Origin of the sequence: Negadavirga shengliensis (genome assembly GCF_042652345.1) — a bacterium.
GTDB lineage: Bacteria > Bacteroidota > Bacteroidia > Cytophagales > Cyclobacteriaceae > Negadavirga > Negadavirga shengliensis.
Genome location: NZ_JBHSJJ010000010.1, coordinates 160,605 through 184,636 on the forward strand (window position 1 = coordinate 160,605; position 24,032 = coordinate 184,636).

Annotated in this window: 28 protein-coding genes and 1 pseudogene; 24 read left to right on the forward strand and 5 right to left on the reverse strand. The window is 44.6% G+C overall.

The window, feature by feature from the left end:
- Positions 1-61 precede the first annotated feature (61 nt).
- Positions 62-1,228: an efflux RND transporter periplasmic adaptor subunit gene (locus ACFPFU_RS17080; protein ID WP_377066260.1), complete on the reverse strand. Its 1,167-nt coding sequence runs from the start codon at positions 1,226-1,228 to the stop codon at positions 62-64.
- Positions 1,229-1,588: 360 nt separating this feature from the next.
- On the opposite strand from ACFPFU_RS17080, the pseudogene ACFPFU_RS17085 reads away from it, so the two are divergent.
- The 10 genes and pseudogenes from ACFPFU_RS17085 to ACFPFU_RS17130 form a co-directional block, all read left to right on the forward strand.
- Positions 1,589-1,969, forward strand: a pseudogene (locus ACFPFU_RS17085) (GTP-binding protein); the annotation flags it as partial.
- Between the two features lie 151 nt (positions 1,970-2,120).
- The gene (locus ACFPFU_RS17090) at positions 2,121-2,291 is read left to right on the forward strand and encodes a hypothetical protein (RefSeq protein WP_377066262.1); all 171 of its coding nucleotides are present in this window, start codon (positions 2,121-2,123) and stop codon (positions 2,289-2,291) included.
- 255 nt (positions 2,292-2,546) lie between these two features.
- The gene (rbsK, locus tag ACFPFU_RS17095; RefSeq protein ID WP_377066264.1) at positions 2,547-3,464 is read left to right on the forward strand and encodes a ribokinase; all 918 of its coding nucleotides are present in this window, start codon (positions 2,547-2,549) and stop codon (positions 3,462-3,464) included.
- A 32-nt stretch (positions 3,465-3,496) separates the two neighbouring features.
- Positions 3,497-4,501, forward strand: coding sequence for a nucleoside hydrolase (locus ACFPFU_RS17100; protein ID WP_377066266.1), 1,005 nt, complete (start codon positions 3,497-3,499; stop codon positions 4,499-4,501).
- 54 nt (positions 4,502-4,555) lie between these two features.
- Positions 4,556-5,554: a GRP family sugar transporter gene (locus tag ACFPFU_RS17105; RefSeq protein WP_377066268.1), complete on the forward strand. Its 999-nt coding sequence runs from the start codon at positions 4,556-4,558 to the stop codon at positions 5,552-5,554.
- 460 nt (positions 5,555-6,014) lie between these two features.
- Positions 6,015-6,503 carry a DinB family protein gene (locus ACFPFU_RS17110; protein ID WP_377066270.1) on the forward strand — a complete coding sequence of 163 codons (489 nt, stop codon included), beginning with the start codon at positions 6,015-6,017 and terminating at the stop codon, positions 6,501-6,503.
- 159 nt (positions 6,504-6,662) lie between these two features.
- Positions 6,663-7,049 carry an iron chaperone gene (locus tag ACFPFU_RS17115; RefSeq protein ID WP_377066272.1) on the forward strand — a complete coding sequence of 129 codons (387 nt, stop codon included), beginning with the start codon at positions 6,663-6,665 and terminating at the stop codon, positions 7,047-7,049.
- Positions 7,046-7,474 carry an SRPBCC family protein gene (locus ACFPFU_RS17120; protein ID WP_377066274.1) on the forward strand — a complete coding sequence of 143 codons (429 nt, stop codon included), beginning with the start codon at positions 7,046-7,048 and terminating at the stop codon, positions 7,472-7,474. Before ACFPFU_RS17115 ends, ACFPFU_RS17120 begins: the two co-directional genes overlap by 4 nt.
- A 19-nt stretch (positions 7,475-7,493) precedes the next feature.
- On the forward strand, positions 7,494-8,003 hold the full coding sequence (locus tag ACFPFU_RS17125; protein WP_377066276.1) for a DinB family protein: 510 nt from the start codon (positions 7,494-7,496) through the stop codon (positions 8,001-8,003).
- A gap of 4 nt (positions 8,004-8,007) precedes the next feature.
- Entirely contained in the window at positions 8,008-8,229 is a 222-nt protein-coding gene (locus ACFPFU_RS17130; RefSeq protein ID WP_377066278.1) for a hypothetical protein, read from the forward strand.
- Between the two features lie 91 nt (positions 8,230-8,320).
- Here ACFPFU_RS17130 and ACFPFU_RS17135 read toward each other — a convergent pair whose 3' ends face one another.
- Complete coding sequence (locus ACFPFU_RS17135; protein WP_377066280.1) at positions 8,321-8,923, reverse strand: DUF6134 family protein; 603 nt, start codon at positions 8,921-8,923, stop codon at positions 8,321-8,323.
- Positions 8,924-9,419: 496 nt separating this feature from the next.
- Here ACFPFU_RS17135 and ACFPFU_RS17140 point away from each other — a divergent pair, with 496 nt between their 5' ends.
- From ACFPFU_RS17140 to trhA, 5 genes are all read left to right on the forward strand, one after another.
- Positions 9,420-10,271: a methylated-DNA--[protein]-cysteine S-methyltransferase gene (locus ACFPFU_RS17140; RefSeq protein ID WP_377066282.1), complete on the forward strand. Its 852-nt coding sequence runs from the start codon at positions 9,420-9,422 to the stop codon at positions 10,269-10,271.
- Positions 10,268-10,966, forward strand: coding sequence for a 2OG-Fe(II) oxygenase (locus tag ACFPFU_RS17145; protein ID WP_377066284.1), 699 nt, complete (start codon positions 10,268-10,270; stop codon positions 10,964-10,966). Before ACFPFU_RS17140 ends, ACFPFU_RS17145 begins: the two co-directional genes overlap by 4 nt.
- A 4-nt stretch (positions 10,967-10,970) precedes the next feature.
- Positions 10,971-11,813, forward strand: a complete 843-nt coding sequence (locus ACFPFU_RS17150; RefSeq protein WP_377066286.1) for an alpha-ketoglutarate-dependent dioxygenase AlkB — start codon at positions 10,971-10,973, stop codon at positions 11,811-11,813.
- A 138-nt stretch (positions 11,814-11,951) separates the two neighbouring features.
- Entirely contained in the window at positions 11,952-12,431 is a 480-nt protein-coding gene (locus ACFPFU_RS17155; RefSeq protein WP_377066291.1) for a hypothetical protein, read from the forward strand.
- 129 nt (positions 12,432-12,560) lie between these two features.
- A complete protein-coding gene (gene trhA / locus ACFPFU_RS17160; protein ID WP_377066293.1) occupies positions 12,561-13,208 on the forward strand; it encodes a PAQR family membrane homeostasis protein TrhA in 648 nt (215 codons plus the stop codon).
- Between the two features lie 99 nt (positions 13,209-13,307).
- On the opposite strand, the gene ACFPFU_RS17165 is transcribed toward trhA, so the two are convergent.
- Together ACFPFU_RS17165 and ACFPFU_RS17170 are read right to left on the reverse strand one after the other, a co-directional pair.
- Positions 13,308-14,282: a DUF5777 family beta-barrel protein gene (locus ACFPFU_RS17165; protein WP_377066295.1), complete on the reverse strand. Its 975-nt coding sequence runs from the start codon at positions 14,280-14,282 to the stop codon at positions 13,308-13,310.
- 12 nt (positions 14,283-14,294) lie between these two features.
- Complete coding sequence (locus ACFPFU_RS17170) at positions 14,295-14,738, reverse strand: hypothetical protein (protein WP_377066297.1); 444 nt, start codon at positions 14,736-14,738, stop codon at positions 14,295-14,297.
- 331 nt (positions 14,739-15,069) lie between these two features.
- On the opposite strand from ACFPFU_RS17170, the gene ACFPFU_RS17175 reads away from it, so the two are divergent.
- From ACFPFU_RS17175 to ACFPFU_RS17190, 4 genes are all read left to right on the forward strand, one after another.
- Positions 15,070-15,516 carry an HIT family protein gene (locus ACFPFU_RS17175; RefSeq protein WP_377066299.1) on the forward strand — a complete coding sequence of 149 codons (447 nt, stop codon included), beginning with the start codon at positions 15,070-15,072 and terminating at the stop codon, positions 15,514-15,516.
- Between the two features lie 17 nt (positions 15,517-15,533).
- Positions 15,534-15,869, forward strand: coding sequence for a hypothetical protein (locus tag ACFPFU_RS17180; protein WP_377066301.1), 336 nt, complete (start codon positions 15,534-15,536; stop codon positions 15,867-15,869).
- 42 nt (positions 15,870-15,911) lie between these two features.
- Positions 15,912-16,673 carry an AraC family transcriptional regulator gene (locus ACFPFU_RS17185; protein WP_377066303.1) on the forward strand — a complete coding sequence of 254 codons (762 nt, stop codon included), beginning with the start codon at positions 15,912-15,914 and terminating at the stop codon, positions 16,671-16,673.
- A gap of 166 nt (positions 16,674-16,839) precedes the next feature.
- A complete protein-coding gene (locus tag ACFPFU_RS17190; RefSeq protein WP_377066305.1) occupies positions 16,840-17,433 on the forward strand; it encodes an NADPH-dependent FMN reductase in 594 nt (197 codons plus the stop codon).
- On the opposite strand, the gene ACFPFU_RS17195 is transcribed toward ACFPFU_RS17190, so the two are convergent.
- Positions 17,404-17,736 (reverse strand): hypothetical protein, encoded by a 333-nt coding sequence (locus ACFPFU_RS17195; RefSeq protein ID WP_377066307.1) that lies wholly within the window; start codon positions 17,734-17,736, stop codon positions 17,404-17,406. The two genes, ACFPFU_RS17190 and ACFPFU_RS17195, sit on opposite strands and share 30 nt — an antisense overlap.
- Positions 17,737-18,208: 472 nt before the next feature.
- On the opposite strand from ACFPFU_RS17195, the gene ACFPFU_RS17200 reads away from it, so the two are divergent.
- From ACFPFU_RS17200 to ACFPFU_RS17220, 5 genes are all read left to right on the forward strand, one after another.
- A complete protein-coding gene (locus tag ACFPFU_RS17200) occupies positions 18,209-19,345 on the forward strand; it encodes a BF3164 family lipoprotein (protein ID WP_377066309.1) in 1,137 nt (378 codons plus the stop codon).
- Between the two features lie 423 nt (positions 19,346-19,768).
- On the forward strand, positions 19,769-20,812 hold the full coding sequence (locus ACFPFU_RS17205) for a BF3164 family lipoprotein (protein WP_377066311.1): 1,044 nt from the start codon (positions 19,769-19,771) through the stop codon (positions 20,810-20,812).
- A gap of 371 nt (positions 20,813-21,183) precedes the next feature.
- The gene (locus ACFPFU_RS17210) at positions 21,184-22,683 is read left to right on the forward strand and encodes a cysteine peptidase family C39 domain-containing protein (protein WP_377066389.1); all 1,500 of its coding nucleotides are present in this window, start codon (positions 21,184-21,186) and stop codon (positions 22,681-22,683) included.
- 12 nt (positions 22,684-22,695) lie between these two features.
- Positions 22,696-22,818 carry a hypothetical protein gene (locus ACFPFU_RS17215; protein ID WP_377066313.1) on the forward strand — a complete coding sequence of 41 codons (123 nt, stop codon included), beginning with the start codon at positions 22,696-22,698 and terminating at the stop codon, positions 22,816-22,818.
- A gap of 86 nt (positions 22,819-22,904) precedes the next feature.
- Positions 22,905-24,020 (forward strand): DUF4221 family protein, encoded by a 1,116-nt coding sequence (locus tag ACFPFU_RS17220; RefSeq protein ID WP_377066315.1) that lies wholly within the window; start codon positions 22,905-22,907, stop codon positions 24,018-24,020.
- Positions 24,021-24,032: the final 12 nt, after the last annotated feature.

Here is a 24,032-nt window from a genome sequence, read left to right on the forward strand (position 1 = left end):
CGCAATGGAGTGTAAAAAGAGATCGACTTAAAAAAGCAAAGAATGAATGGGATTTCTTTTATTACTCCTTTTCGCTTACCTGGGAAAACAATTCGCCTTGTTGCATTGGTTTTACTTTGGTGCCGTTGGTTATTTGGTTGATTCCGGAGACCACGATCCTGTCACCGGCTTTCAAACCATTTTCCCTGACAATGTAATTTTGTCCGGATCGGCCTTCGACTTCTATTTCGTGACGCTTGGCAGTATTGTCAGCATCCAAGGTGAAAACAAATCTTTTGTCTTGAACGGATATGGTGGCACTCTGAGGGATGAGGATAGCATTGGGGTATATCTGCTCCATGAGGATTTTGCCGGTATTACCGGTTCTCAGTAGTGTGTCAGGGTTGGAAAAACGAGCTCTCATGTTGATGGATCCTGTAGAGCGGTTGATTTGGCCGGAAGTAGCATCTACAAATCCTGACCGCTCATAGATGCTCCCGTCTGCAAGTACCAGTTTGACGTCAGGATTTAGTCGCTTGGAAGCAGAGTCTCTTTTCATCCTTTCGTAGTACAGGTAGTCAGATTCACTCATGGAGAAATAGACGTAGATGTCATGGACATTGGAAAGGATGGTGAGGGGTTCGGGGTCAGTTCCTTTGACTACGTTACCAATGGATTTAGGAATCCTTCCCATTAGCCCATCTACAGGGGCTTTGATGGTGGTAAATTCCAGGTTGATACGCATATTGGCGGCCACGGCCTCTGCCCTGGCCAGGGAGGACTTGGCGACTTCGTAATCTGCTTCGGTGGTCCTCATTCGGACTTCAGAGATGACTTCGTTGTCAATCAGGGGACGAAGTCGGTCGATTTCCGTTTGGGCCTTTCTCAGTTTGGCCTTTTCCAGTTCCACGTTGGCCTGGGCATTTTTCCAGTCCTCCATATAGGGCTGGCTGTTGATCTCAAACAGGGGTTGACCTTTTTTGACATATTGTCCTTCATCCACGTAGATCCGTTCCAGGATTCCCTCGACCTGGGGACGGATTTGGACGTTTTCCACTCCTTCTATCGATCCAAGGTATTGGAAAGAGAGCGCGGCGGATTCTCGCTTGAGGGTCAGCACAGGCAGGGGCAGTCCTTCGTCTTCGACCTCAGCTTCCTTGCACCCATACGAGAAAAGGCAGAAGGCAAGTAGTATCGTCAGTATTGATATTCGACGTTGATTCAGTTCTATCTGATATTGGGTTTCCATAGCTATTTGGGGTTGTATACCCGGATTCTAATAACATGAGTCAACCCTAGTGTAAGAATCGTACCACAATTGCCTCTCTCATTTGATATACGGCGAAATAAGTGCTTGATAGGCCTTTTTTTTTTAATTTAACGGCTTTTAACACGGGTGTTTTTGTGGAAAGTTGAGGATTTTTTACTCAAAAACTAGGGGTTACACATTAAGATTCGATTAGAATTTGGGGAAACGGGAGTGGAACAATGCCACACTTTTTTAGGCCTTTTCTGGTTTTCCACACGCTTGATACCGACCATTGTAACGGAAGTAGGAAAATCAGCATTTGGAACCCTGAATTTTTCTACTTTTGCGGCGCGTATGGACATGCAAAAAATTCGAAACTTCTGTATCATCGCCCATATTGATCATGGGAAAAGTACCCTGGCGGATCGCCTCCTGCAGTTTACCGACACGGTTTCTGACCGGGAGATGCAGAATCAATTGCTGGACGACATGGATTTGGAACGTGAACGTGGGATCTCGATCAAGTCCCATGCGATACAGATGAAGTATAGCTATAAAGGAGAGGACTATGTCTTTAACCTCATTGACACCCCGGGGCACGTGGATTTCTCCTACGAGGTTTCCCGTTCGATTGCCGCTTGCGAGGGGGCACTGCTGATCGTGGATGCCTCCCAAGGCATAGAGGCACTGACGATTTCCAACCTCGATCTGGCCATGGGGCATGACCTTGAGATCATCCCCGACTGGGTGTAGATCTGTGACTACACCCCAATATCTCATGGAATTTGTAATTCCAACGTAACAGTTTAGAAAAAGACCCGGCATTGCAAATGCCTCTGTGTTGTTTTTAAAATGGATACCGAGGATGTAGATTTAATCTACACCCAGGGGGGTGGTCAGAGAATCCTACTTGCTCTTTAGCAGCGGATATGCCAATTCCCTGGAAGTGATCAATGCACAGAGCAACGCGTTGGAAAGCGAACTTTACATGGTAGATGTAAGGATGCAACTGCTGGTCGCCAACATCGAATTATACAGAGGCTTGGGCGGCGGGTGGCAATAAGTCCAGCGCCCAGCCGTTTTTCCCCTCCTCATCTTATATAATGCCCACCGGTTTTGTCATCTAGGTTTCATGGCCGGCTCCCTTAAACCGGTCTTCCGCAGGGTAAGGTCTGATCCGTAATCAACCGTTCTTAATATTATTTCGAAATTATTATTGATTGTTCTACCGATACTTTGCAAAAATTCTTTTCTTTATAGCTGCTTAGAAAGGAATTAACATACGGTAATATTTCAAATTGACCAATCAAAATAATACATGATAAAACCTCCCAGTATCCTGGTAGCGGGCAGTTCCAACACCGACATGGTGATTATGGCAGATCATTTCCCATCACCGGGGGAGACCATTTTAGGAGGCAGGTTTTTGATGAACCCGGGTGGAAAGGGGGCCAATCAGGCCGTTGCAGCCGCCCGGCTCGGCGGCAACGTGGCCTTTCTTTCCAAAATTGGAAAAGATGTCTTCGGTGAGGAAACCATGGCTCATTTGAAGACAGAAGGTATCGATGTCAGTGGGGTAGCTGTGGACGACCAGCAACCATCGGGAGTGGCTCAGATCATTGTGGACAAAAACGCAGAAAACTGTATTGTCGTGGCACCGGGTGCCAATATGACCCTAAGCCCAAAGGACGCAGACACTCACATACAGCTGCTGGAGAATGCAGAAGTCTTGTTGATGCAGCTAGAAATCCCCATCGAGACCATTGTTTATTTGGCAGAAAAAGCACATGAATGGAGAAAAAAAACCATTCTTAATCCCGCTCCCGCCCAAAAGCTCCCGGATGAGCTATATGCCTGCCTATATGCCATTACACCCAATGAAACGGAAACGGCTTTTCTTACCGGCATCAAGGTAACCGATGAAATCACTGCCGGTCAGGCGGCAGATTTTTTTCACAAAAAAGGAGTAAAAACGGTGATCATCACTTTAGGTGCTGCGGGCGCTTATGTATCCAGTGTGGATTTTAAAGGCATCCTTTCCGCACCGGCCGTCAGCGCGCTGGACACCACCGCAGCCGGAGACACTTTCAACGGTGCATTGGCAGCGGCCTTGTCCAATGGAAAAGACCTTGAATCCGCGGTAGCATTTGCCAACAAGGCCGCTGCCCGGGCCGTGACCAAAATGGGCGCACAATCATCCATACCTACTTTAGAAGAATTATCAAAACCTGTTTAATCCCCAATACAATGAATAAACCCAATTATTTGATGAGGACTTCAACGGTATATTTTCTGTCCACGCTCCTGTTTTTAGGAATAACGGTCTCCGGTAAAGGCCAGCAAAAACCAAACAAGATCAGCGTCCTGTTTGATACCGATGCCAATAATGAACTGGATGATCAGCATGCCATGGCTTATTTGTTTTTCAACGGGGACATTTTTGACGTGGTGGGGGTAACCGTAAATGCCACTTCCAGCGGCGGTGACATCAACGGTCATTATGAGGAAGCCAAAAGGGTCATGCAACTGTGCAACGTGGATGAAAAAATCCCCCTCTTCAAAGGAGCCAACGGTTCATTTGAGGAAATCCGCCCTCATGTAAAAGAAAGCAACTTTGATGGGTCAGAGGCGGTTGATTTTATCATTGAACAGGCACATGCTAACACGAGCGGCAGGTTGGTACTGCTTCCTGTGGGCAAGCTTACCAATATTGCCCTGGCCCTGGAAAAAGACCCTTCCATTGCCCCCAAAGTAAGGATAGTTTGGCTGGGATCCAACTATCCCGAACCCGGCGAATATAATCAGGACAACGACAGGGCATCCATGAACTATATTTTGGACACGGAGGCGCCTTTTGAGATGGTAACCGTAAGGTATGGGAAGCCTTCTGGCACTGCGGCCGTAACCGCCAACCGGGCTGAAATACAAGCCAATATGCCCGGAAAAGGAGTCAAAGCCAAGCAACCGGTAACCGGCAGACATGGCGGTACGTTCGAATATTTTGGAGATTATTCCATCAACCTATATGAACACATCGACACCCATGACGCGGCAGGAACACGGGCCCTCTTTGATATGGCGGCAGTGGCGATTGTGAAAAACCCTAATTGGGCGGAAAGAAAAGAAATCCCCGCCCCTACCCTCGTGGACAATAAATGGGTAGACAGACCTGAAAATCGCCGGAAAATGGTTCTCTGGGAAAATTTTGACAAAGAGGCGATCATGAAGGATTTCTTTGACCGGATGGAGAATTACGTACTGGTGGCGCCCTGATCCTTCGCCTCCCCCGGCCCGTTTGTTTTTCCAATAACCCAATCTAATCATTGTATGTATATCATCGATTCTTACCCCTTAGCCGTTGTATTCTGTTTGGTGACCATGCTCTGCTGGGGCTCCTGGGCCAATACCCAAAAACTCGCGGCAGGAACCTGGCGCTTTGAGCTCTTCTACTGGGACTATGTAATAGGTATTGTGTTGCTCTCCCTGATTTTCGGGCTTACGCTGGGAAATATGGGCGATTCAGGCAGGCCATTTATTGAAGACCTGCAGCAAGCCCAAATGGCCAGTTACCTGAAGGCTCTCCTGGGCGGGGTCATCTTTAACCTGGCCAACATACTCATCGTAGCGGCCATTGCCATCGCCGGAATGTCGGTCGCTTTTCCCGTGGGAATAGGCCTGGCCCTGGTTCTCGGCGTGATCATCAATTACATCTCCGAGCAAAAAGGTGATCCCGTACTTTTGTTTGTGGGAGTGGGCCTGGTCACGGCTGCCATTGTTTTGGATGCCCTGGCTTACCGTAGGTTGAGCAGTTCGGCCGCCAAAAACCCTGGGAAAGGCCTAAAGCTGGCCCTTTTCGGAGGCTTGTTGATGTCACTGTTTTATTTCTTTGTACAACAATCCATGTCTTTGGATTTTCACAGCCCTGAAGCAGGCAAATTCACCCCTTATTCGGCGGTATTTGTGTTTTCATTGGGGATACTCCTCAGCAACTTTCTGTTCAACACCATTTTGATGAGAAAACCGGTGGAAGGCAATCCGGTGACATATGACATGTATTTCTCGGGAAAACCCAATATCCATTTGGTGGGTATACTCGGGGGAATCATTTGGTGCATAGGCATGTCCTTCAGCATCATTGCAGCAGAGCAGGCAGGACCGGCCATTTCTTATGGTCTGGGCCAGGGAGCCACCATGGTAGCGGCCCTCTGGGGAGTATTCATTTGGAAGGAGTTTAGACATGCACCTGAGGGGACTTCCAAATTGCTCTGGGCCATGTTCGCCTGCTTTATCATTGGCTTGGTGCTGGTGATCTATGCCGGCATTTAAAGGTTAAATCACATCAGTTTCCCCGAGTGCCCCGGATCCCTTCAAAGGTATCCCGGGAATTACTCAGCCGGCCCCCGCTAGGACCGGGGAATTAGCACGAAAGATAGCATGATTTGCTTGAAATTATTATTGGAGAAAACGATTCAACGATCTGGATCATTTCATGGATTCCGTGTCAACCGTGCCCGCCTCCCGAAGTCGTACGGAGGGCAGGCAGGCGGATCAGTGGAATTCCCCGAATCCCTTTGTTCGGGTCCGGGGCAGGCGTGGATAATAAATCCTTTGAACAACCCGAAAATTGATCCGGCCTTACCACCAAAAGCAGCCACCGGCATCTCCGGTCATTGATAGGGAATTTTCTAAAATTTTTTCAATGCCTACAAAACCTCCTGACATACCCTTGTCACTCCACGTGCCTAGCTTTGGTCCCACATCAATATCAACTTAAAACCAAAGAAAAATGAGCTCAACCACGGAGAAAACCAAGCAGGTGATTACGTCTTCTGAATTATTGGAGCATTGGCAAGGCCACAGGGCCTTGACGAGGAAGGTAATCGAAGCATTTCCTGATGAAGCACTCTTCAACCATTCCATCGGGGGCATGCGGCCCTTTGCTGCGATGGTGATGGAATTCCTGGCCATCGCCGGTCCCGGCATCAAGCAGATCGTTACCGGGGAAACAGAAAAACTGGAGGAAAACATTGACCATGCCAACGACAAAAAGAAGGTTCTGGAATTATGGGATAAGACCACGGAAGTGATCAATGAATATTGGGCAAAGATACCGGAGGAAAAATTCCATGACACCATTCTGACTTTTGGAGAATATGAAGGGACAGTCTGGTCATCGATCTTCTATTTTATCGACAATGAAATCCATCACCGTGGACAGGGATATGTTTACCTCAGGTCCCTGGGAATTGAACCCCCTTATTTTTGGGAAAGGTAAATCCCACTGTCCGCTTGTCGTAAATACCCGTCTATAAAGTCGCCTTTACACAGTATAGTCCTGCGAATGCAGGGCTATTTTTGTACTGGTTCTTATCATACTAATGGGTTTCACGGGCGTTTTACAGCACAAAACCATATCTTAAAAGTATACCGGCATATGAAAAACTCATTCAAGAATATAGATGGGTATATCGCGGCTTTCCCACCGGAGATGCAGGCGCTCTTGGAACAGCTTCGCACCACCATCCGCAGTGCCGCGCCTGAAGCAGAAGAAACCATAAACTATGAAATACCCACGTTCAAACTCCACGGTAACCTGGTTCATTTTGCCGCTTTTAAAACACATATCGGTTTTTATCCGACACCTTCGGGAATTGAGGCCTTTAAAACAGCATTATCCGAATATAAGGGAGCCAAAGGTTCTGTTCAGTTTCCATTGGATAAACCCCTGCCCCTGGATTTGATTGCTGAGATCGTGAAGTTCAGGGTGAAGGAAAATTTGAAAAAATCTGAGTTGAAGAATAAAAAAAACAAAAGCCAATGAAGAGCATTCAGCAAATAAATTATATCAAAACCCCTCCTTCCACCATATACCGGGCACTTACCACGCAGGAAGGTTTAAGTGAAGTGTGGACGCGAAATCTCTCTGTAAAACCGGACCTGGGAGCCATCAACAGATTTGATTTTGATGATGGATATCTTACGGAAATGAAAGTGGTGGAACTCCAAAAAGATACCCGGGTGGTATGGGAATGTATCCAATCTGACAAAGAATGGGTTGGCACCGAAATTTCCTTTGATATATCAGCAGAAAATGGTGTGTCCAAAGTATCCCTGTCCCATGACAAATGGAGCGAAATCACTGATTTTTATCGGTGGTGCAATTATAATTGGGCCATGTTTTTACTGAGTTTAAAGTCTTATTGCGAGAAAGGAAAAGGCATCCCGTTTCAGGAGAGGGAATTTTGAAATATAAAAATACTTCCATATGTCGCACATTGAAATAATCACGGAAACTGAAACAGCATTCGGGCATTTGCACAGCTTGTTGTCTGGCATAGATAGGGAACATTTTAATACCAAACCTTTCCCCGGTTCATGGTCTCCCGCTCAGGTTGGCGACCATCTGTACAGATCATATGCTGTTCTGGAAACGCTGAAGGGAAAAACTGCTCCTTTGAATGGCAGGAATATTGATGAAAAGGCCCGGGAATTTAGACCCGTATTCCTTGACTTTAATACCAAGCTGGAATCACCGGATTTTATACTTCCTTCGGAGAAGCCTATTGAACAGGAACATCTACTGTCCAATCTGCAGACCAGAACTGATGCCATTATGGAATTTGTCAGGGAAAACGACCTTTCCGCCATCTGCCTGGACTTTGAACTCCCCGGTGCCGGCCCATTAACGAGGCTGGAGTGGCTGCACTTTATCTCTGTCCATACCCAGAGGCACAACCATCAACTGAAAAACATCATTAAACATTTTCCGCGTTAAGATCATGAAAAAGGTATTGGTATTCAAAACATCCGTACAGGAAGAAAGAGAAATCCAGGAACTCCAACCTGCTTTGGACAGGCTTATTTACCAACAGGGAAGATGGAATTTTGATCTGGAAGATTGCGACAAAATACTCCGCGTGGAAGCCGGAGGAATAAGCACTGACATGCTGATAAATATTTTAAAATCAGCTGGTTATTATTGTGAGGAATTGAAAGATTAAAAAACCAAAAGGAAAATTATAACGCGGCTTTCCCGCCAAAAGCATCAAAATAGATGAGCCTGCCAGCTACGTGCAGGATATAAAAATGATTTTATTCTTTTCTTCTGATCACATAATTTTTGATCGGGCTTTGCATGACCGCCTTCTGCATTTTGCCATCTTTGTAGTGGTACCTGTTTTTGTTGCCTTCCACCAGCGTGTCATACATGCCTTCTCCCAAAGGAGTGACCATGCAAAATTGCCCATAATTCTCAGCCATCATCTTTGAAATGTCTTTGGGTTCTTCAAAAAACAGCCTGACCGCACTGTAGTCAATCTCCTCATGCACCTGTGTATCCAGCTCATATCTATAAGAATTGGCGCGGACTTCGTAAACTTCATCCTGCAACCAGATTCTGGAAAGAAAGTTGCCCCGGTTGGTGCTGGAGCGTACCGTCGAGCGGACGAACTGGCCGTTATGGTATTTCACTTCCGTCAAATAATCTACATTTATCCTACCAAAAAGCCAAAAGCTCACCTCGCTTTTCAATAAATAAACAGCCGTATCCTGTTTATACAGTTTTGTGGCCTCCATTTCTCCAATGGTAAAGCCGGCAAGAGTAATCTCGTAAGCATGCCGTTCCTGAGCTTGGGTTTTGGGGGATACCATGCACAAAAGTAGGGTGATGCTGATGAAAGCCGATTTTATAACCATTGATCTTTTATTAGGATGGCGTAAAGGTAAACAGACAAAAAGTCACCCGCAACCCTTTCCCATATCCGGGGGTTTATAAGACGGACTTCTGACCGAACCACGCGAGTTTGGGGACGTTTTTGTAAAAAAGCCGTCTATCGTCCCTGCGAGGCTTGACATTTAGAAAATGCACCAATCGGGATGACGGTTTCCTCCATGCACAGCTAGTATGGCTATTCAAAACCGCCAAAATCAGTGTTTTTCAACCAATTGAATAACAGGGTATTGTACAACACGTCACCGGTAGCCCTTTTAGGGGATTGGCGGGCTGGAAAAGGGCGCGGCAGTCTCCTTTCGTAAGGGGATTCCCGCGGCTCCAACCCACAAACCCACCCCTCGTGCCTACCGATGACGGCTTTTTTAAATGTTCATATTCTGTCTCACGTGAAATAACTCCGCAAATTTCGGGTTTATCGTTGTCCGTCAAAGTATTAATATTGCATTAAACATCAACAACATGACTGAGACACAACATATCCAATACGAGCGGATCGCAGCCGCCATCGCCTACATCAGCCAGAACTTCAGAAATCAGCCCCGGCTGGAAGAAATCGCTGAAAAGGTCCATCTGAGCCCTTACCACTTCCAGCGTCTCTTTACGGAATGGGCGGGAACCAGTCCCAAGAAATTCCTGCAATACATCAGTATCAGCCACGCAAAAAAGGTGCTGAAAGAAAAACAGGCCACTTTATCCGATGCTGCCCACGAAACGGGCTTGTCGGGAACAGGAAGGCTGCATGATCTCTTTGTGAACATTGAGGGCATGACGCCTGCAGAATACAAAAACGGCGGAAAAAGCCTTGAGATCCACTACAGCTTTGCCCAAAGTCCCTTTGGCCCCCTCCTCATTGCCACCACATCCAAAGGCATTTGTCACATGGCTTTCGCTGAAAACAGGGATGAAGCTTTGGCTGTGCTGGTGAAACATTTCCCGAATGCGAAATTCATGGAGGGCCGCCATCCTGTCCAACAGGACGTGCTTGGGGTATTCAACGGGAACTGGAGCAGCCTTCACCGGATCAAACTCCACCTGAAAGGCACACCATTCCAGTTGAAAGTGTGGGAGGCCCTGTTGAGGGTCCCTATGGGACAACTGTCCACTTACGGCGACATAGCGATTGACATCAAACACCCCAAAGCTTCCAGGGCGGTAGGAACAGCCATTGGCAGTAACCCTGTGGCTTTTTTGATACCCTGTCACCGGGTAATCCAATCCACCGGCGCACTGGGGGGATATATGTGGGGGACCATCCGAAAAACAGCCCTCATCGGCTGGGAAGCAGCCAAAACTGAAAAACAGAAGTCATGAAGATCGCAGATCATATCATACCGGATATTGCCGGTAACCTTCATAAAAACGGCCATGCCATCATCCCCCAATTTGTCAGTGAGGCGGATTGCGACGAGCTGAAAGCCGGTTATCACCGGCAGGATAGGTACAGAAAAACCGTTTACATGGAACGCCATCGTTTTGGCTATGGGGAATACAAGTATTTCAATTATCCTCTTCCCGCCCTGATCCACTCCATCAGAGAAACGCTTTATCCTTTTCTGGTACCTGTGGCAAATCTATGGATGAAAGTACTTCATACTGGCAGGCGTTTCCCCGACACCCACAAAGAATTATTGGAGCAATGCATTGCCCATGGCCAACATAAACCCACACCGCTGATTCTCAAATATGGCCCGGGTGGATACAACACCCTTCATCAGGATTTATATGGCGAAATCTACTTTCCCATGCAGGCAGTATTGTTTCTAAGTGATCCCGTAAACGACCATGCTGGTGGAGAATTCGTGCTGACAGAACAGGTACCCCGGGCACAAACAAAAGCCACTGTTCTGAAACCCCGAAAAGGAGATATATTGGTTTTCACTACCCATTTCAGACCGGCCAAAGGGAAAAATGCCTATTACAGAATCAACGTAAAGCACGGTGTAAGTGAGGTAGTGCAAGGAGAAAGGTATACCTTGGGAATTATCTTTCACGATGCACTTAATTGATCGTATGATAAAGCATGCCCATCTAAGTGAAACAGAAACAAGAAAACTCATCAAAAACGCAGCGATATGTTGGGGAGGGAACGTCAGACTTAAAATTTACGGGACTTTGCGATGCCGTTCGGGAAAACGAATGAAGAAAGAAAACCGTATATTTTTTGTTTCCGAAAACGAAGCCCTGAAAAACGGCTACCGTCCCTGCGCGCATTGTCTGCCGGACCGATACTATACCTGGAAAACAATGGATCTATTCAGTAATGATACCGATAAAAACCGCAACCTACTGCCTAAAGATGGTGTTGTGAATTATTATGGCCGCTTGCTTTTACCGGCAGAAGCGGACCATTACCTGGAAAAACTCCTGCATCATATCAATTGGCGCCATGATGAAGCCATCATTTTCGGCAAGCGCATCATCACAGACCGAAAGGTGGCGTGGTACGGAGACCGCGAGTTTGAATACACTTATTCAAAAACCACCAAAACAGCCCATAGCTGGACGCCTGAGCTCCTGGAACTCAAAAAACTGGTGGAAACCGCCAGTAATGAGACGTTCAATTCCTGTCTCCTCAACCTGTATCACAACGGTAATGAAGGCATGGCCTGGCACAGTGATGGGGAAAAAGACCTCAAAAAGAACGGCGCTATTGCATCTTTGAGTTTTGGTGCCGAGCGCAAATTTGCCTTTAAACATAAAAAAAGTAAGGAAACCGTATCCCTGGTACTGCAACACGGAAGCCTTTTGATCATGAAAGATGAAACACAGACCCATTGGCTACACCGGTTACCTAAAACCAAGTTTGTCAAGAAACCACGGGTCAATCTAACGTTTAGAACAATTACATCATAGGCCAAATGAGGAATACCCAGATTTTTGTCAAAAAAAATACTTATTTTTGTAATTTAAATACATTATTTTTAACTTTGTAACAAAGCATTTTATAACTATTTTTCATGCTATTAATTAAGGGTAAATTATTAATCATCTATGGTCATCGAAAACAAAAAACTTCCCATCGGGTATTGGATAAAGCATGCCGACCAATTGCTCACGTCAGGAATCAATCAAGTACAGCACTCCTTTAGCCTGACCAGAACTTCCTGGCAGGTTTTAAATTCCATTGCTTCCAAACCTGATATCGATAGGGAATCATTACTGGAGGTAATGCAACCCTTTGCCGGGGAAAAATCTGTCAGCACCATTTTATGTGAGTTTTTTGACGAAAACATCATCTCCATTCAGGGCGGGCTGAGATTGTCTGAAAAAGGGAAACAGTTGTACAAAGACTGTCTGAAGGCGCAGCAGGCCTTCAGAAAAAAAGCCATGGCCGGCATTTCGGAAGTGGAATATGAAATCAGCGTCAAAACCTTGAGTCAGCTTGTCAGCAACTTATCGCGACCGGAAGCCAGCCGGAGAAGCCCGATAAACGGTAAGCACCGAACCTATGAAAAGGAACATTCCCGGTGAAGTGTAGTTGATTGCAACAGGCTAATTTCACTTTGCCACCGACAAGCAAAGCCTGTTTCCAAGCACATACGGGTTAGTGAAATTGGTGAAAAATGCTGAAATTTCCGGCATTCAAAATACCTTTGTACTGTGGCGGGAATAGTAGAACGAAAACAGACATTCCGTGAGGAATTCGCCAATAGCATCACGCATGGTATTGGGATTCTCTTCAGCATTGTGGCCATTTCCCTGTTGATTACCTTTTCGGTATTGAACGGCACAGCCATCCATGTATTCAGTTGCAGCATGTTTGGTGCTTCTATCCTGCTTCTTTATACCTTTTCCACCCTTTACCATGCTATTCAATCGCCAATCATAAAACCTCTTTTGAGGACATTGGATCATATCAGCATTTATTTTTTGATAGCGGGTACCTATACCCCGTTTCTATTGATCGCTTTGGGAGGTGCTCTCGGTTGGATTTATTTTGGAGTGATATGGGGACTGACGATAATTGGGGTGGTTTTTAAGATTTTTTATACCCATCGATTTGCCAAATTGTCGCTGATCGTCTACCTCAGCATGGGATGGTTGGCCATCTTCTTTATCCAGCCCCTGGTCAGCAGATTGGGGGTGACTGAGCTCAGTTTGATGGGAGCCGGAGGAATTGTCTACACGCTGGGCATCCTTTTTTACACCCATAAAACCATGAAGTTTGCCCATTCCATCTGGCACGTATTTGTGCTGGCGGGAACGGTATTGCATTTCATCGCGATCATGTTGATGATTACCGGATAAAAAGGTTATTCCGTTTGGTCTTCTGTTCTTCAAAAAGTCAAAGGACCGGCATTTTACCGGTCCTTTGACATTAATTATAACTGAAAGGTAAAGTAATTCTTATCTTTTTCGCTTAAACATCATTTCCCTGACGTTTTCTTCCTGGGTGTCAATCAGACGTGTAATATTGAATCCGATTAAAATCGCCCCGTCCCCGAATTTATTCCTGTTGAATACATTGTTGTATTGGGGAACCAGGTGATCATAGTTACCGACAAATACCTGGAAGGCGTGCAGGGGAGTAGCCAGTTCTACCCCCATGCTGATATTGGGCTGTGGGTTGTTTGCATAATGTCGCGTGATAGGCTGGTCAAAATTACCGATAAAGGCAAACGCATCGGAAATTTTATACCTTGCCAGAACACTTGCGGAAAAGTGGTCATTCTTCATATTGGCCTGCACATCTCCTTCAGGGTCAACAAAAGCCTCCACTGCATTAAAGTGAGAAAGGTTCAGGGATCCCTGTATGGAAAAGTCCCGGGTCACCTTCTTAGCCACCATCAATTGGTGAAAGTAAGTCAGCCGGTCCGAGCCGGATGTGAAATTATTGGAACTTCTGGTATCCACAGCCACATTGCCGAAATAGGTGACACCGACAGGGAAAGGGTTTTTGCCCGTTTCTTTTAAAAGGGCATATTTGACATTGAAATCCCAGAGCAGCCTGTATTTGGTAAACCCAAAACCCACCATCAGATTGTCTATGGGAGTATATCCAAAGCCCATGCGTATATTAGAGGGCGCATAGAGCCCATAGAAGTCGCTGTATCCATTTTGGACCGTTCCGAACCGGTGCTGTATGTCAAATTGAAATGTCTTCCGAAGCGGAACCAGTGTAGTTTGGTTATCGATAAGCAAGGTGCTTTCAAAGGTATTCCCCACACGTTGTAATGGCCGTGTATGAATGATGATCTCCTGGACCTCTTCCTCATCATCTCTTTGCTGCGCCTCCGCCGGGGAAAACACCATTCCAACAAACAATATGATGATGAAAGCAACCCAGATATATTTGTTTTCCGTAATATTTAAAGTTTTCATTTCTCTTTGGTTTTAGTTGTTTTTTGCGCCTTGCTGAATCCAGGTCAATATCTTTGCGTTGTACTCCGCATTCGGCCCTGATAGGGGCATGGGACGGGCCCGGTTACCAATCATCCACTGGTACAATTCGGAATTTTCCGGGGTATTCTTATCGATAAAGTTTTCGTTTATGAGATTGTTGTATGCGTGTTCGGGCACAAGGATGGGAGGAACCCACTCTCCGTGGCACGAAGACCTGTTGCAACTGCTTTCGAAAATGGGGACAATATCCTGACTGAACAACACCTCATCTTCACCCAACTCGGGCGCTACAGGCACTATCTCATCATATTGACATGAACTCATGATTATGGCCAGGAATAAAGCGAAAACCACCCGCCCTATTTTTTCTCTGATAGTACCGATCCATACCTCAATACAGCCGCCTATTGGTGATAAATGTCTAAAAGTTCTCATAGCTTTTTGGTTTAAATTTATACTGTGTCATTTGTTGCCCTAAAATTATTTAAGGGTTGTCTGCTATGAAGTGACGGGGGTCTTTCGAAAACAATGATTTGTATTGTTTTTCTTTGATTATCAAAATAAAAAATCATAAAAACATGACATTTGTCATATTTAACCTGTAAACAGAAACGCCGCCAAAAGTGGGGTTCAGGATTACTTCGGTTGGCATACGGGGAATGAAAATATCAAGGAGCCGGCCGCGACTATTTGTTCCAGATAAAGGATAAATACCTCATTATTATTAATTTGCAGGTGAACATCCGGAGGGCCAAGCCATTAAGCCATGACAAAGGATAAGGAATCAAAAGAAAACTGCATATTCTGTAAAATACTGGAAGGCACATTGCCCGTAAGTATGATTTGCGAGGATCAGGAGGTAGCTGTATTTGTGGACATCAGGCCTATCCAGGAGGGCCATTTGCTGATCATCCCGAAGTACCATGCCCCATATATGAAAGATGTGGATCCGGCCACCCTGCAGCACATGATGGTCATTGCGGCAAAAATGAACCAGGCCTTACGGAAATCCGATCTTCGCTGTGAAGGGGTGAACCTGCTGGTGGCAGATGGGGAAGCGGCCCGACAGGAAGTTTTTCATTTTCACCTGCACGTTTTCCCGCGGTACAAGGATGACGGTTTTGGCCTTCGGTATGACCCGTCCCGGCATTTTCTGAAAGCCGACCGAAAGAGAATGGATGAAATTGCGGCAGAAATAAAAAGAAACCTTTAAAATCAATATTACACGCCATGCCAATCGCAACCTGTTTCCTCAAAAACAAATCCATAGGTCCGGAAGAACTCCAACAATTGGTAAATGAATGGGCAGCCATCATCCAGGTGGATCAAAAAGACATCTGCGTCAATGCCCTTACAGGTTTTCAACAAGCCGGACAAAATTATGCGCTGATGATCCACCTGTACCTGCCCTCCTTATGGTCAGAGAAGGACATTGGCAAAATTCAAACGAGCCTTTTAGAACTTTTTTGCCATTATTTGGATTTAAAGATACCGGATGTTTTTATTATGACTTCCATCATACAATCGGGACATGTGGTAGAAAACGGCGAAATAGTGAGGTGGTGAATTGCCTGATTGATTGCTGACTTCATACACCATTCTTTTGTCATGAGCTACTACATCATTAAACCCTCCCCCGACTTAAGTTCACTTGTAGGTTATTTTTGGGTGGCTGATAGGGCCGAAAAAGACAGTTTTGACACATATTATTCCACAGCAGATACTTTTACCAAAATGGTTTTCGCCTTTACCGATGCTGACAGGGGTGATCTCTTGTTCTCCGGAGTACAGGGCCAGACCAAAAAAGCAGAACAATTCCCTACCTCAGGATTTAGCCAAATGATAGGCGTGGCCTTGTTTCCTCACGCCATTCCGCTTGTATTTGGATTATCCCCCCAAGAACTCAACGATCAAATGATGGAGCTCCCTCCTTTGCTCAGGAATAGGGAAGAAGGTCTTCATGAAATGCTGTGCATGGCAAAAAGCGGTAGGGAAAGGGTAAACATTTTGTCCTCATACCTCAAAAATAAACTGCTCGGCCAAGAATGGGTAAAGGACAAATCGATCATCAAGGCACTCTTTGAAATAAGGCAACTGAAAGGAAATATAAACATCACGGAGTTCATCGACCATTATTTTCTTTCCCAAAAACAGTTTGAACGAAAATTCCTCGGCTATTCCGGGTTCACCCCAAAGCTTTATGCCAGGATTGTGAGGTTTGAAAATTCGGTGGCGGACTACCATAAATTCAGCACCCTGACCGAATTGGCTTATGCTTCCGGCTATTATGACCAGGCCCATTTCATTCACGATTTCAAAAAATTCGCCGGATTCAGCCCCCGGCAATACTTCAGCCTGATGGGAGTTTGAAGATGTCTATTTTTTACAATTTTCTTTCTGAACCGTCCTCTAATTTTGTTTCCGGATAAAACCAACCTGCATCTTCATGAGTCAGCAAGCGGAAAAGCTTGTTTTCATGGGCGGGTAACAGGCGAAAATACAAAACACAGGCAAATCCCATAAACACAGAAAAACCATGAGAATCACCGTTATAGCCAACAGCAAACGTGAAAGGCCATCCTTCAAAGTAGCCCTGTTGATCGATGAAATGCTGCTGCGGCAGGGAGTAGAAACCGACCTGCTTGATCTAGCCGACTACAAGATACCCTTTTGCGGAGACGAAGAGGAGTATGTGTTGGAAATCGAGATGATCAGAAACAAACTGCTGAATGCGGATGCCTTCGTCATGGTCTCCTCCGAAACCCATGGAAGTTTTTCGGGTGTGCTCAAAAACGTACTGGATTATTACGGGGAAGAATTCAGCAGGAAACCAATAGCCGTGGCCACCGCTTCCACGGATAAATCCGGTGGCATCAATGCTTCCGTGCAGCTCCAGCATGTCATCCTTGGTTTGGGAGCTTACCCCATGCCCGTGAAGCTTACCGTGCCCGAAGTGCAGTCGGCATTTGACAAAAACTTCCAGGTGCTGGATCCTTTGGTTACCCAGATGGCAGAACAGTTTGTGGAAGAGCTGCTCTGGTTTTCAAGGGCAATCTGGAACGCCAAACAAAAAACCATGTCCACCGGCCTGAAGCTACTTTCAAAACACATCCGGATGAGGGAATGCTGAATAGGGGATTTTCGTTCGATTTCTTGACCCTGTTCTCTGTTCCCCGTGTCCTGAATACTGGGTGAATAGGGAATAGGGAAAAGGGAAAGGGAGTTCCGACCGATTCCCTGTTCCCTGTTCTCTGTTCTCCGTTTCCTGAATACCCAGTGAACGGTGAATAGGGAAAAGGGAATGGGAGTTCCGACCGATTCCCTGTTCCCGGTTCTCTGTTCTCCATTTCCTGAATACCCAGTGAACGGTGAATAGGGAAAAGGGAATAGAAGTTTCCGCCCGATTCCCTGTTCCCTGTTCTCTGTTCTCCATTTCTTGAATACTGAGTTAACAGTGAATAGGGAAAAGGGAATAAAAGTTTCGCCCGATTCCCTGTTCCCGGTTCTCTGTTCTCCATTTCCTGAATACCCAGTGAACGGTGAATAGGGAAAAGGGAATAGAAGTTTCCGCCCGATTCCCTGTTCCCGGTTCTCTGTTCTCCATTTCTTGAATACTGAGTTAACAGTGAATAGGAAAAAGGGAATAGAAGTTTCGCCCGATTCCCTGTTCCCTGTTCTCTGTTCCCCGTTTCCTAATTATACCGTTCCAAAAAAGACAACTCCATCAATACCACCTTCGGTTTTTGATTTCATAACCATCTCGTTCACAAACAAAACCAACCATTCCCGGGAAATCCCTGCGGTTTAGGAGAAACTGAGGATTTTATAGTTCAAATATGGCATTTCTTTTATAAATTAGAACATCATTTAATTTCAAACCATAGCGTCAGGTTTTATTTGTTAAAATGATGACTGGAACAATTACCAATAGTATTCGGCTAATGGCGGCTTTTCTGCTCTTTATGGCTTGTCATGAAAAACGCCATCATTTGGTTGATGACCCGCTTGTATTGAGGATAGGCCATCCCGATTTTCCCTCCAAAGTTAAACCGGAAAAAGAGGAGATTCTTCAAGAAGATTTCTTTCACCACCATAAAGTTTATGTTCTTGATACAGTCTTGCTCACCACTTCCAATGTGGGCGATTACCATTTCCATGCCTATCACACCAAAACCCTGAAGTACCTTGGGTCATTGGGTGTGAGAGGAGAGGGGCCTGATGAATGGACCATGCCCCATACCACGGACGGTCAATACGACGTGACAGAGTCGGGAATATCGCTTTGGATTTTCGACTTTTTAAGAGGTCATCTATCGAAAGTTGATCTTTCAAAGAGCTTGCAAGCCGGCACCCCCTATCCTGTCATTACCAAAAGTTTTCAGGTCAATGGCCGGGATTTTCCATTTTTCCGTCTCTTTTATGTCAATGACGAAAAACTGATTGCAGACTGCTGGATAGCGGAGCAAAACAGGGTGCGGATCAAATCCTACAACCCAAAAAATGGGGAAATCGAAAAATCCGAATTATTCCCCTCAATGAATAATATCCAGGTTTTGCCCGCCGAAATAGTCAACAGTCTTTATACAACTTCTTTTACAAAACATCCCTCAAAGAATTTATTTGTTCAGGCAATGGCAACGTTTAACCGTATTGATATTATCAATGAGAACCTCATCCTTCAGAAATCGATTGTCGATGGAGAAAACTGGCAGGATGATTACTATGATGCTAAGGATATTGACCCTTCCACAAACTTTTTGGCGGATAAAATAGATGGATATAATGGAACAGCGGTTACGCAGGATTACATCTTTGCTTTGGAAATGAAGAAAAAACCTTCCAGCGAGGCAGAGGTTAACCCGGGGAGTTTTGTGAGGGTGTATGATTGGGAAGGTCGCCCTATCTGTCTTTTACAGTTTGACAATAATTTAAACGCGATTGGAATGGACGAACGTGAGGGTTATCTCTATGCTACGGATTATGCAAACGAAATGGTTCTTCGGTACAATATCAAGGATATGATGAGCAAATGGAAAAATTAAAATACATTTTCTCCCTGCTATTGATGATATATTCGGGGCGGGGATTTTGTTTTTGAGACCAGCGAAAATGCCACCGAAATATATGTTTTTGATCTGGGGGGAAACATTCAATGCGAATTGAAACTTGACACGTCCATAAGGACTTTGGCGGTTGACGAGGGCACCAGGAAAATATTTGGGGTCACCACGGACGAGAACCCCGGCATCACGGAATTTGATCTACCCTCACTAAACTAGAATTTCTGATGGGAAAGAGCAGCAGGTTTATACAAGCCTTTTTACCCCTCGATTTAGACGGGTTTTTTACCAGTTTTTAATTTTATCTGGTGTTAAAACAATTTAGATGTATCCGCAATGAATTTTCAAACCAAACCATATCGGATCTATACAACTTTAACTACTTTGATATTTGTGTCATTGTTGATGTTTTGTTGCACGGAAGAAAAATCATATTCTGAAAATGTAAAAACATTTTCAAAGAAAACCATACCGAAAACAATCGGACTCACTGGCAGAAAATTTTACTTTGACAAGTTGAGAATGCCCTTTACTATCTTTACGAAAGGCTCCTTGCTGATTGTGGGAGAAAGCAGAAGGACACATGCTGAATTTCCCCCTGTCCATATCATAGATGCCCAAAACATGAAGTATATGACCTCCAAAGGCATACTCGGTTTTGGTCCGGGTGGGATCTCAGATGTTGCCGGTATTGACTTGGGCGCAAAGGAAAACACGTTCTGGGTTTATAGTGCGATGGAAAAAAGATTCTCGGAGTTCAGTTTAGACGACACGGTGTCTCTATCCAATAATCAAATCAAACAGGAGGGAGATTTTTTTATGGCGATGGCCATGACTTGGTCCTCGAACAGCACTGTAATGTGCCGGATGGTCAATGACCCCTACCAGTTTGTGGAGTTCAACATCAGTGGTCTACGCCAGCAAAATTACGGACAATGGAAAGACCATTTGGTGAGAAAGGATTTCACTGATTATATGATGGCTGACTTACACCTGGGATGGTTTCGGGGCAATCAAAATAACAACATCTATGTATCTGCCGGGGCCTATCGGGACTGGATAGAAATATTAGATAGGGAAACCGGAAAAATCACCATGGTGGATGGTCCATATAATTTCATCCCAAAATTTACAGTGGCTAAAACCAGTGGTCAATCCGACAAGATAATCGTAGACATAAATGAACCTCTCGCCTATTGGGGAGTGGATGTAGGAGATAAATATATCTACGGACTTTACTGTGGGAGGACAGATAAGCAACTTCGAGAAGGAGACCAGCTTGCCACTGAAATATATGTTTTTGATTTGGAAGGAAATATTCAATGCGAATTGAGACTTGACACGTCCATCAGGGCTTTGGCGGTTGATGAAAATTCCAAAAAAATATTTGGTATAACTACGGACGAGGATCCGGGAATAGCCGTTTTTGATTTGCCATCGTTAAATTAAGGTTTCCAATGGGGAAAAACAGCAAATTTAAACAAGCCTTTTTAATTCTTCCCCGTTTCCTGAATACTAAGTAAATAGGGAAAAGGGAAAAGGGAATAGAAGTTTCCGCCCGATTTCCTGTTCCCTGTTCTCTGTTTCCTAATTATATCGTTCCAAAACAGACAATTCCATCAAAAATACATGCAATTATTGATCGGGAAACCCATTCGTTCACGGACAAAAACACACCATTCACGGGAAAAACCATACGGTTCACGGGAAACTGAGGGTTTTATAGTTGAAATATCCTGTTGATTGTTTAGTTTAGTATAACTTTCAACATAAAACACAATGAACAATTGTTTCTACGCCATTCAAAAAATCCTTGAGCTATTCGAGATTCACACTATACCAGGCAATATTTAAAAGAAGAGGTCCTTTCCCACCCACATTTCCCCAGTCTGCTGACGATTTCGGATGTGATGGCAAAATATAACATCAGCCAGGTGCCGCTTAAAATTGGGAAAGAAAAGCTGGATGCGGTTCCCTTGCCCTGTATCGTGCAGGTTTCAGTACAAGGAAAAGACTTTTTTCATACACTCTCCCACATTTCAGACAACACCCTTGCGGGCCATGATGAAAAGAGGAAGGAATTCAAAATTAACAAGGAGGATTTTTTAAATATCTGGACCGGGGTGGTATTGTTAGTGGAAAAAAACGACAACTCCGCCGAGCCGGGGATTGGAGAACGTATTTGGAAAGCAAAAATACAGACCTTATTGATAGCTGGCATTGCGCTATTTGCTTTGTCTGCAATGGGTTTCGGATGGAATGAAATGATGGGAAGCGGGTACGGACTTGCCGCCGCTGGATATCTGCTGCTGAAGCTGAGCGGATTGGGCATTTCGGGATTGATTTTATGGCGGGAAATTGACAAGGATAATCCATTGGTTCAAAAATTCTGCTCCGGCGGAGGGAAGGCGGACTGCAACACGGTATTGGATGACACAAACTTCAAATTTGCGGATGGGGCCATCAGCCCCGGTTCCCTGGCTTTTGCCTACTTCTTTGCCGACTCCTTGGTGCTGTTGACCCAAATATCTTCGTTTAGTTTACTACCCACCTTAGCTTGGCTAAGTCTGGCAACACTCCCTGTTGTGGCGATTTCATTTTATTTCCAGGCATTCAAAGTCAAAAAATGGTGCCGGCTTTGCCTGATCGTGCTCGGCGTCTTACTGCTCGAAATGGCATTGGCTTGGACGGTGCAGTTTTATAAGGATCCTATACGCATGCAGGAGCTTTCAGCCTTTGTGGTTCTTTTTATTGGCATCCAATTGGGATGGATGTACCTTAAACCAATTTTGGATTCCAAAGACGACATCTTTTATTACAAAAGGAACCTGAAAAAGTTGAAGACAAACCCTGCAATTTTTGAAAGCCTACTTTCCCGGTCGAAAAAGATAAGTAACCCTACCGAAGGGCTGGGTATCCAAATAAAGAACAAGGCTCCCAAATATCAGGTCATCAAGGTGTGCAGCCCCTACTGCGGCCCATGTGCTAAGGCTCATCTGGAATTGGAACGGTTGGTGGAAGCGGGAAGCATTGACTTACAGATCATATTCTTTCCCAATGGTAGCATGGATGATCTCCATGCAAAAACAATCAGCCATTTTCTGGCCATAAACAGTAAAGGGGACACTAAGGTGATGCAGGAAGCTTTGGACCAATGGTATACTGCCGAAAAAAAGGACTATGCGGTTTTTGCAGAACAATATCCTATGAACGGGGAGCTGGTGCAGCAGGATGAAAAGCTCTTGGCCATGAAGGAGTGGTGCGAACGGGAAGGGATTACCCATACTCCTACCATTTTGGGAAACGATAAACTTCTTTAACTAAACAGAAAAATGAAAAAGTTAAATTTAGAGAAATTGAAGCTGGCAGCAGAGGATGTGCTGCAGAGAAATCAGATGGGAACCATTTATGGAGGATCTGGAGAGTGTGGTTATACCAGTGGAGTTTGTAATTGATGAAAATCACCTAAAATAGTAACCTGTCATTGATGGCCATACCTGGAAGAGGTATGACCAATTAGGAAATATTAACAAAAACAGAGATGCGATATTTAAACTGCTTGGCCATTATAGTATTAATTTCCTGTATTGGAAAACCTAATGAAACAGAGTTGGGTTATTTTTCCAACTTTCAGTTTTCCCTAGATACTGTTATCATAGATTCCAATCCTGAAATCATCTTTTTGAAATATCAACTATTTGGTTCGGATAAAAGCAATGATGATAGGTACCTTTTAAATTTTAATATGAATGACCATACTGTCGAGAAAATCAACTTGGATGAGTTGCGGCAGGAGGAAAAGCTTCCTTTTGAAAAAGAAGGCCCCAACGGAACAGGGCCGTTTATTGGGAGGATAAATGCTATTAACGAAAACCAAATTATGTTGAATGGCATGAATCAAAGCGCATTGTTTTCATTGGATGGTAAGAGGTTAAGAAAGTTTAATTTTGAGAACTTTTCTTTAGGTGGACACCCCATGGAGGGCGGTGAGGAATTAAAGTCAAGTGGGGTATTTGACCCAGAGTCCAACCGGATTTATGGTTTAATCTTCCGTCATATGGATAAAAGTTATGTTTTGGGAATACTCCATTTGGATGCGTATGAAATTTCTAAAGTTGAGCTAAAAACCTTTGTGAGAATGGCCGATTTTACCTTTAATTATAATGTGAGTGGTAGTATTTTGATCAAATCTCCAGAAGGTGAAATTGAAAAGCACGGTTCTAAAGTGATTTTATCCAATCAGGTTACAAGCTCTCTTATGTGGTATGATACTGAGTTGGATTCTCTATTCATCAAATCGTATAAGAACAAACTTACAGCCAATGAAAAAGTGAAAGACTATAAATTAGATCATAATGCTAAAGAAAGTTTTGAAGCTGAATATATGAGATTCCATTCGGAAATCAATTTTTTACCACCTTTTTGGGATCAGAAAAATCAGATCTTTTATCGGTTTTCTTTCGAGGAAAATGAAGATAAAACCAAAGTATATTTAACAGCCTACGATATGGAGTTAAATCAGATCGGAGAATCTCGTGTTCCGCAACTGATCAAGAAACCTGCTAAACATTTCGCCAAGGACGGCAACATATGGATTTATGAAAATACAAATGATGAGATGGGGTTTGTCCGTTTGAAGATGGAAAATATCAATTAGATTTAAACACTA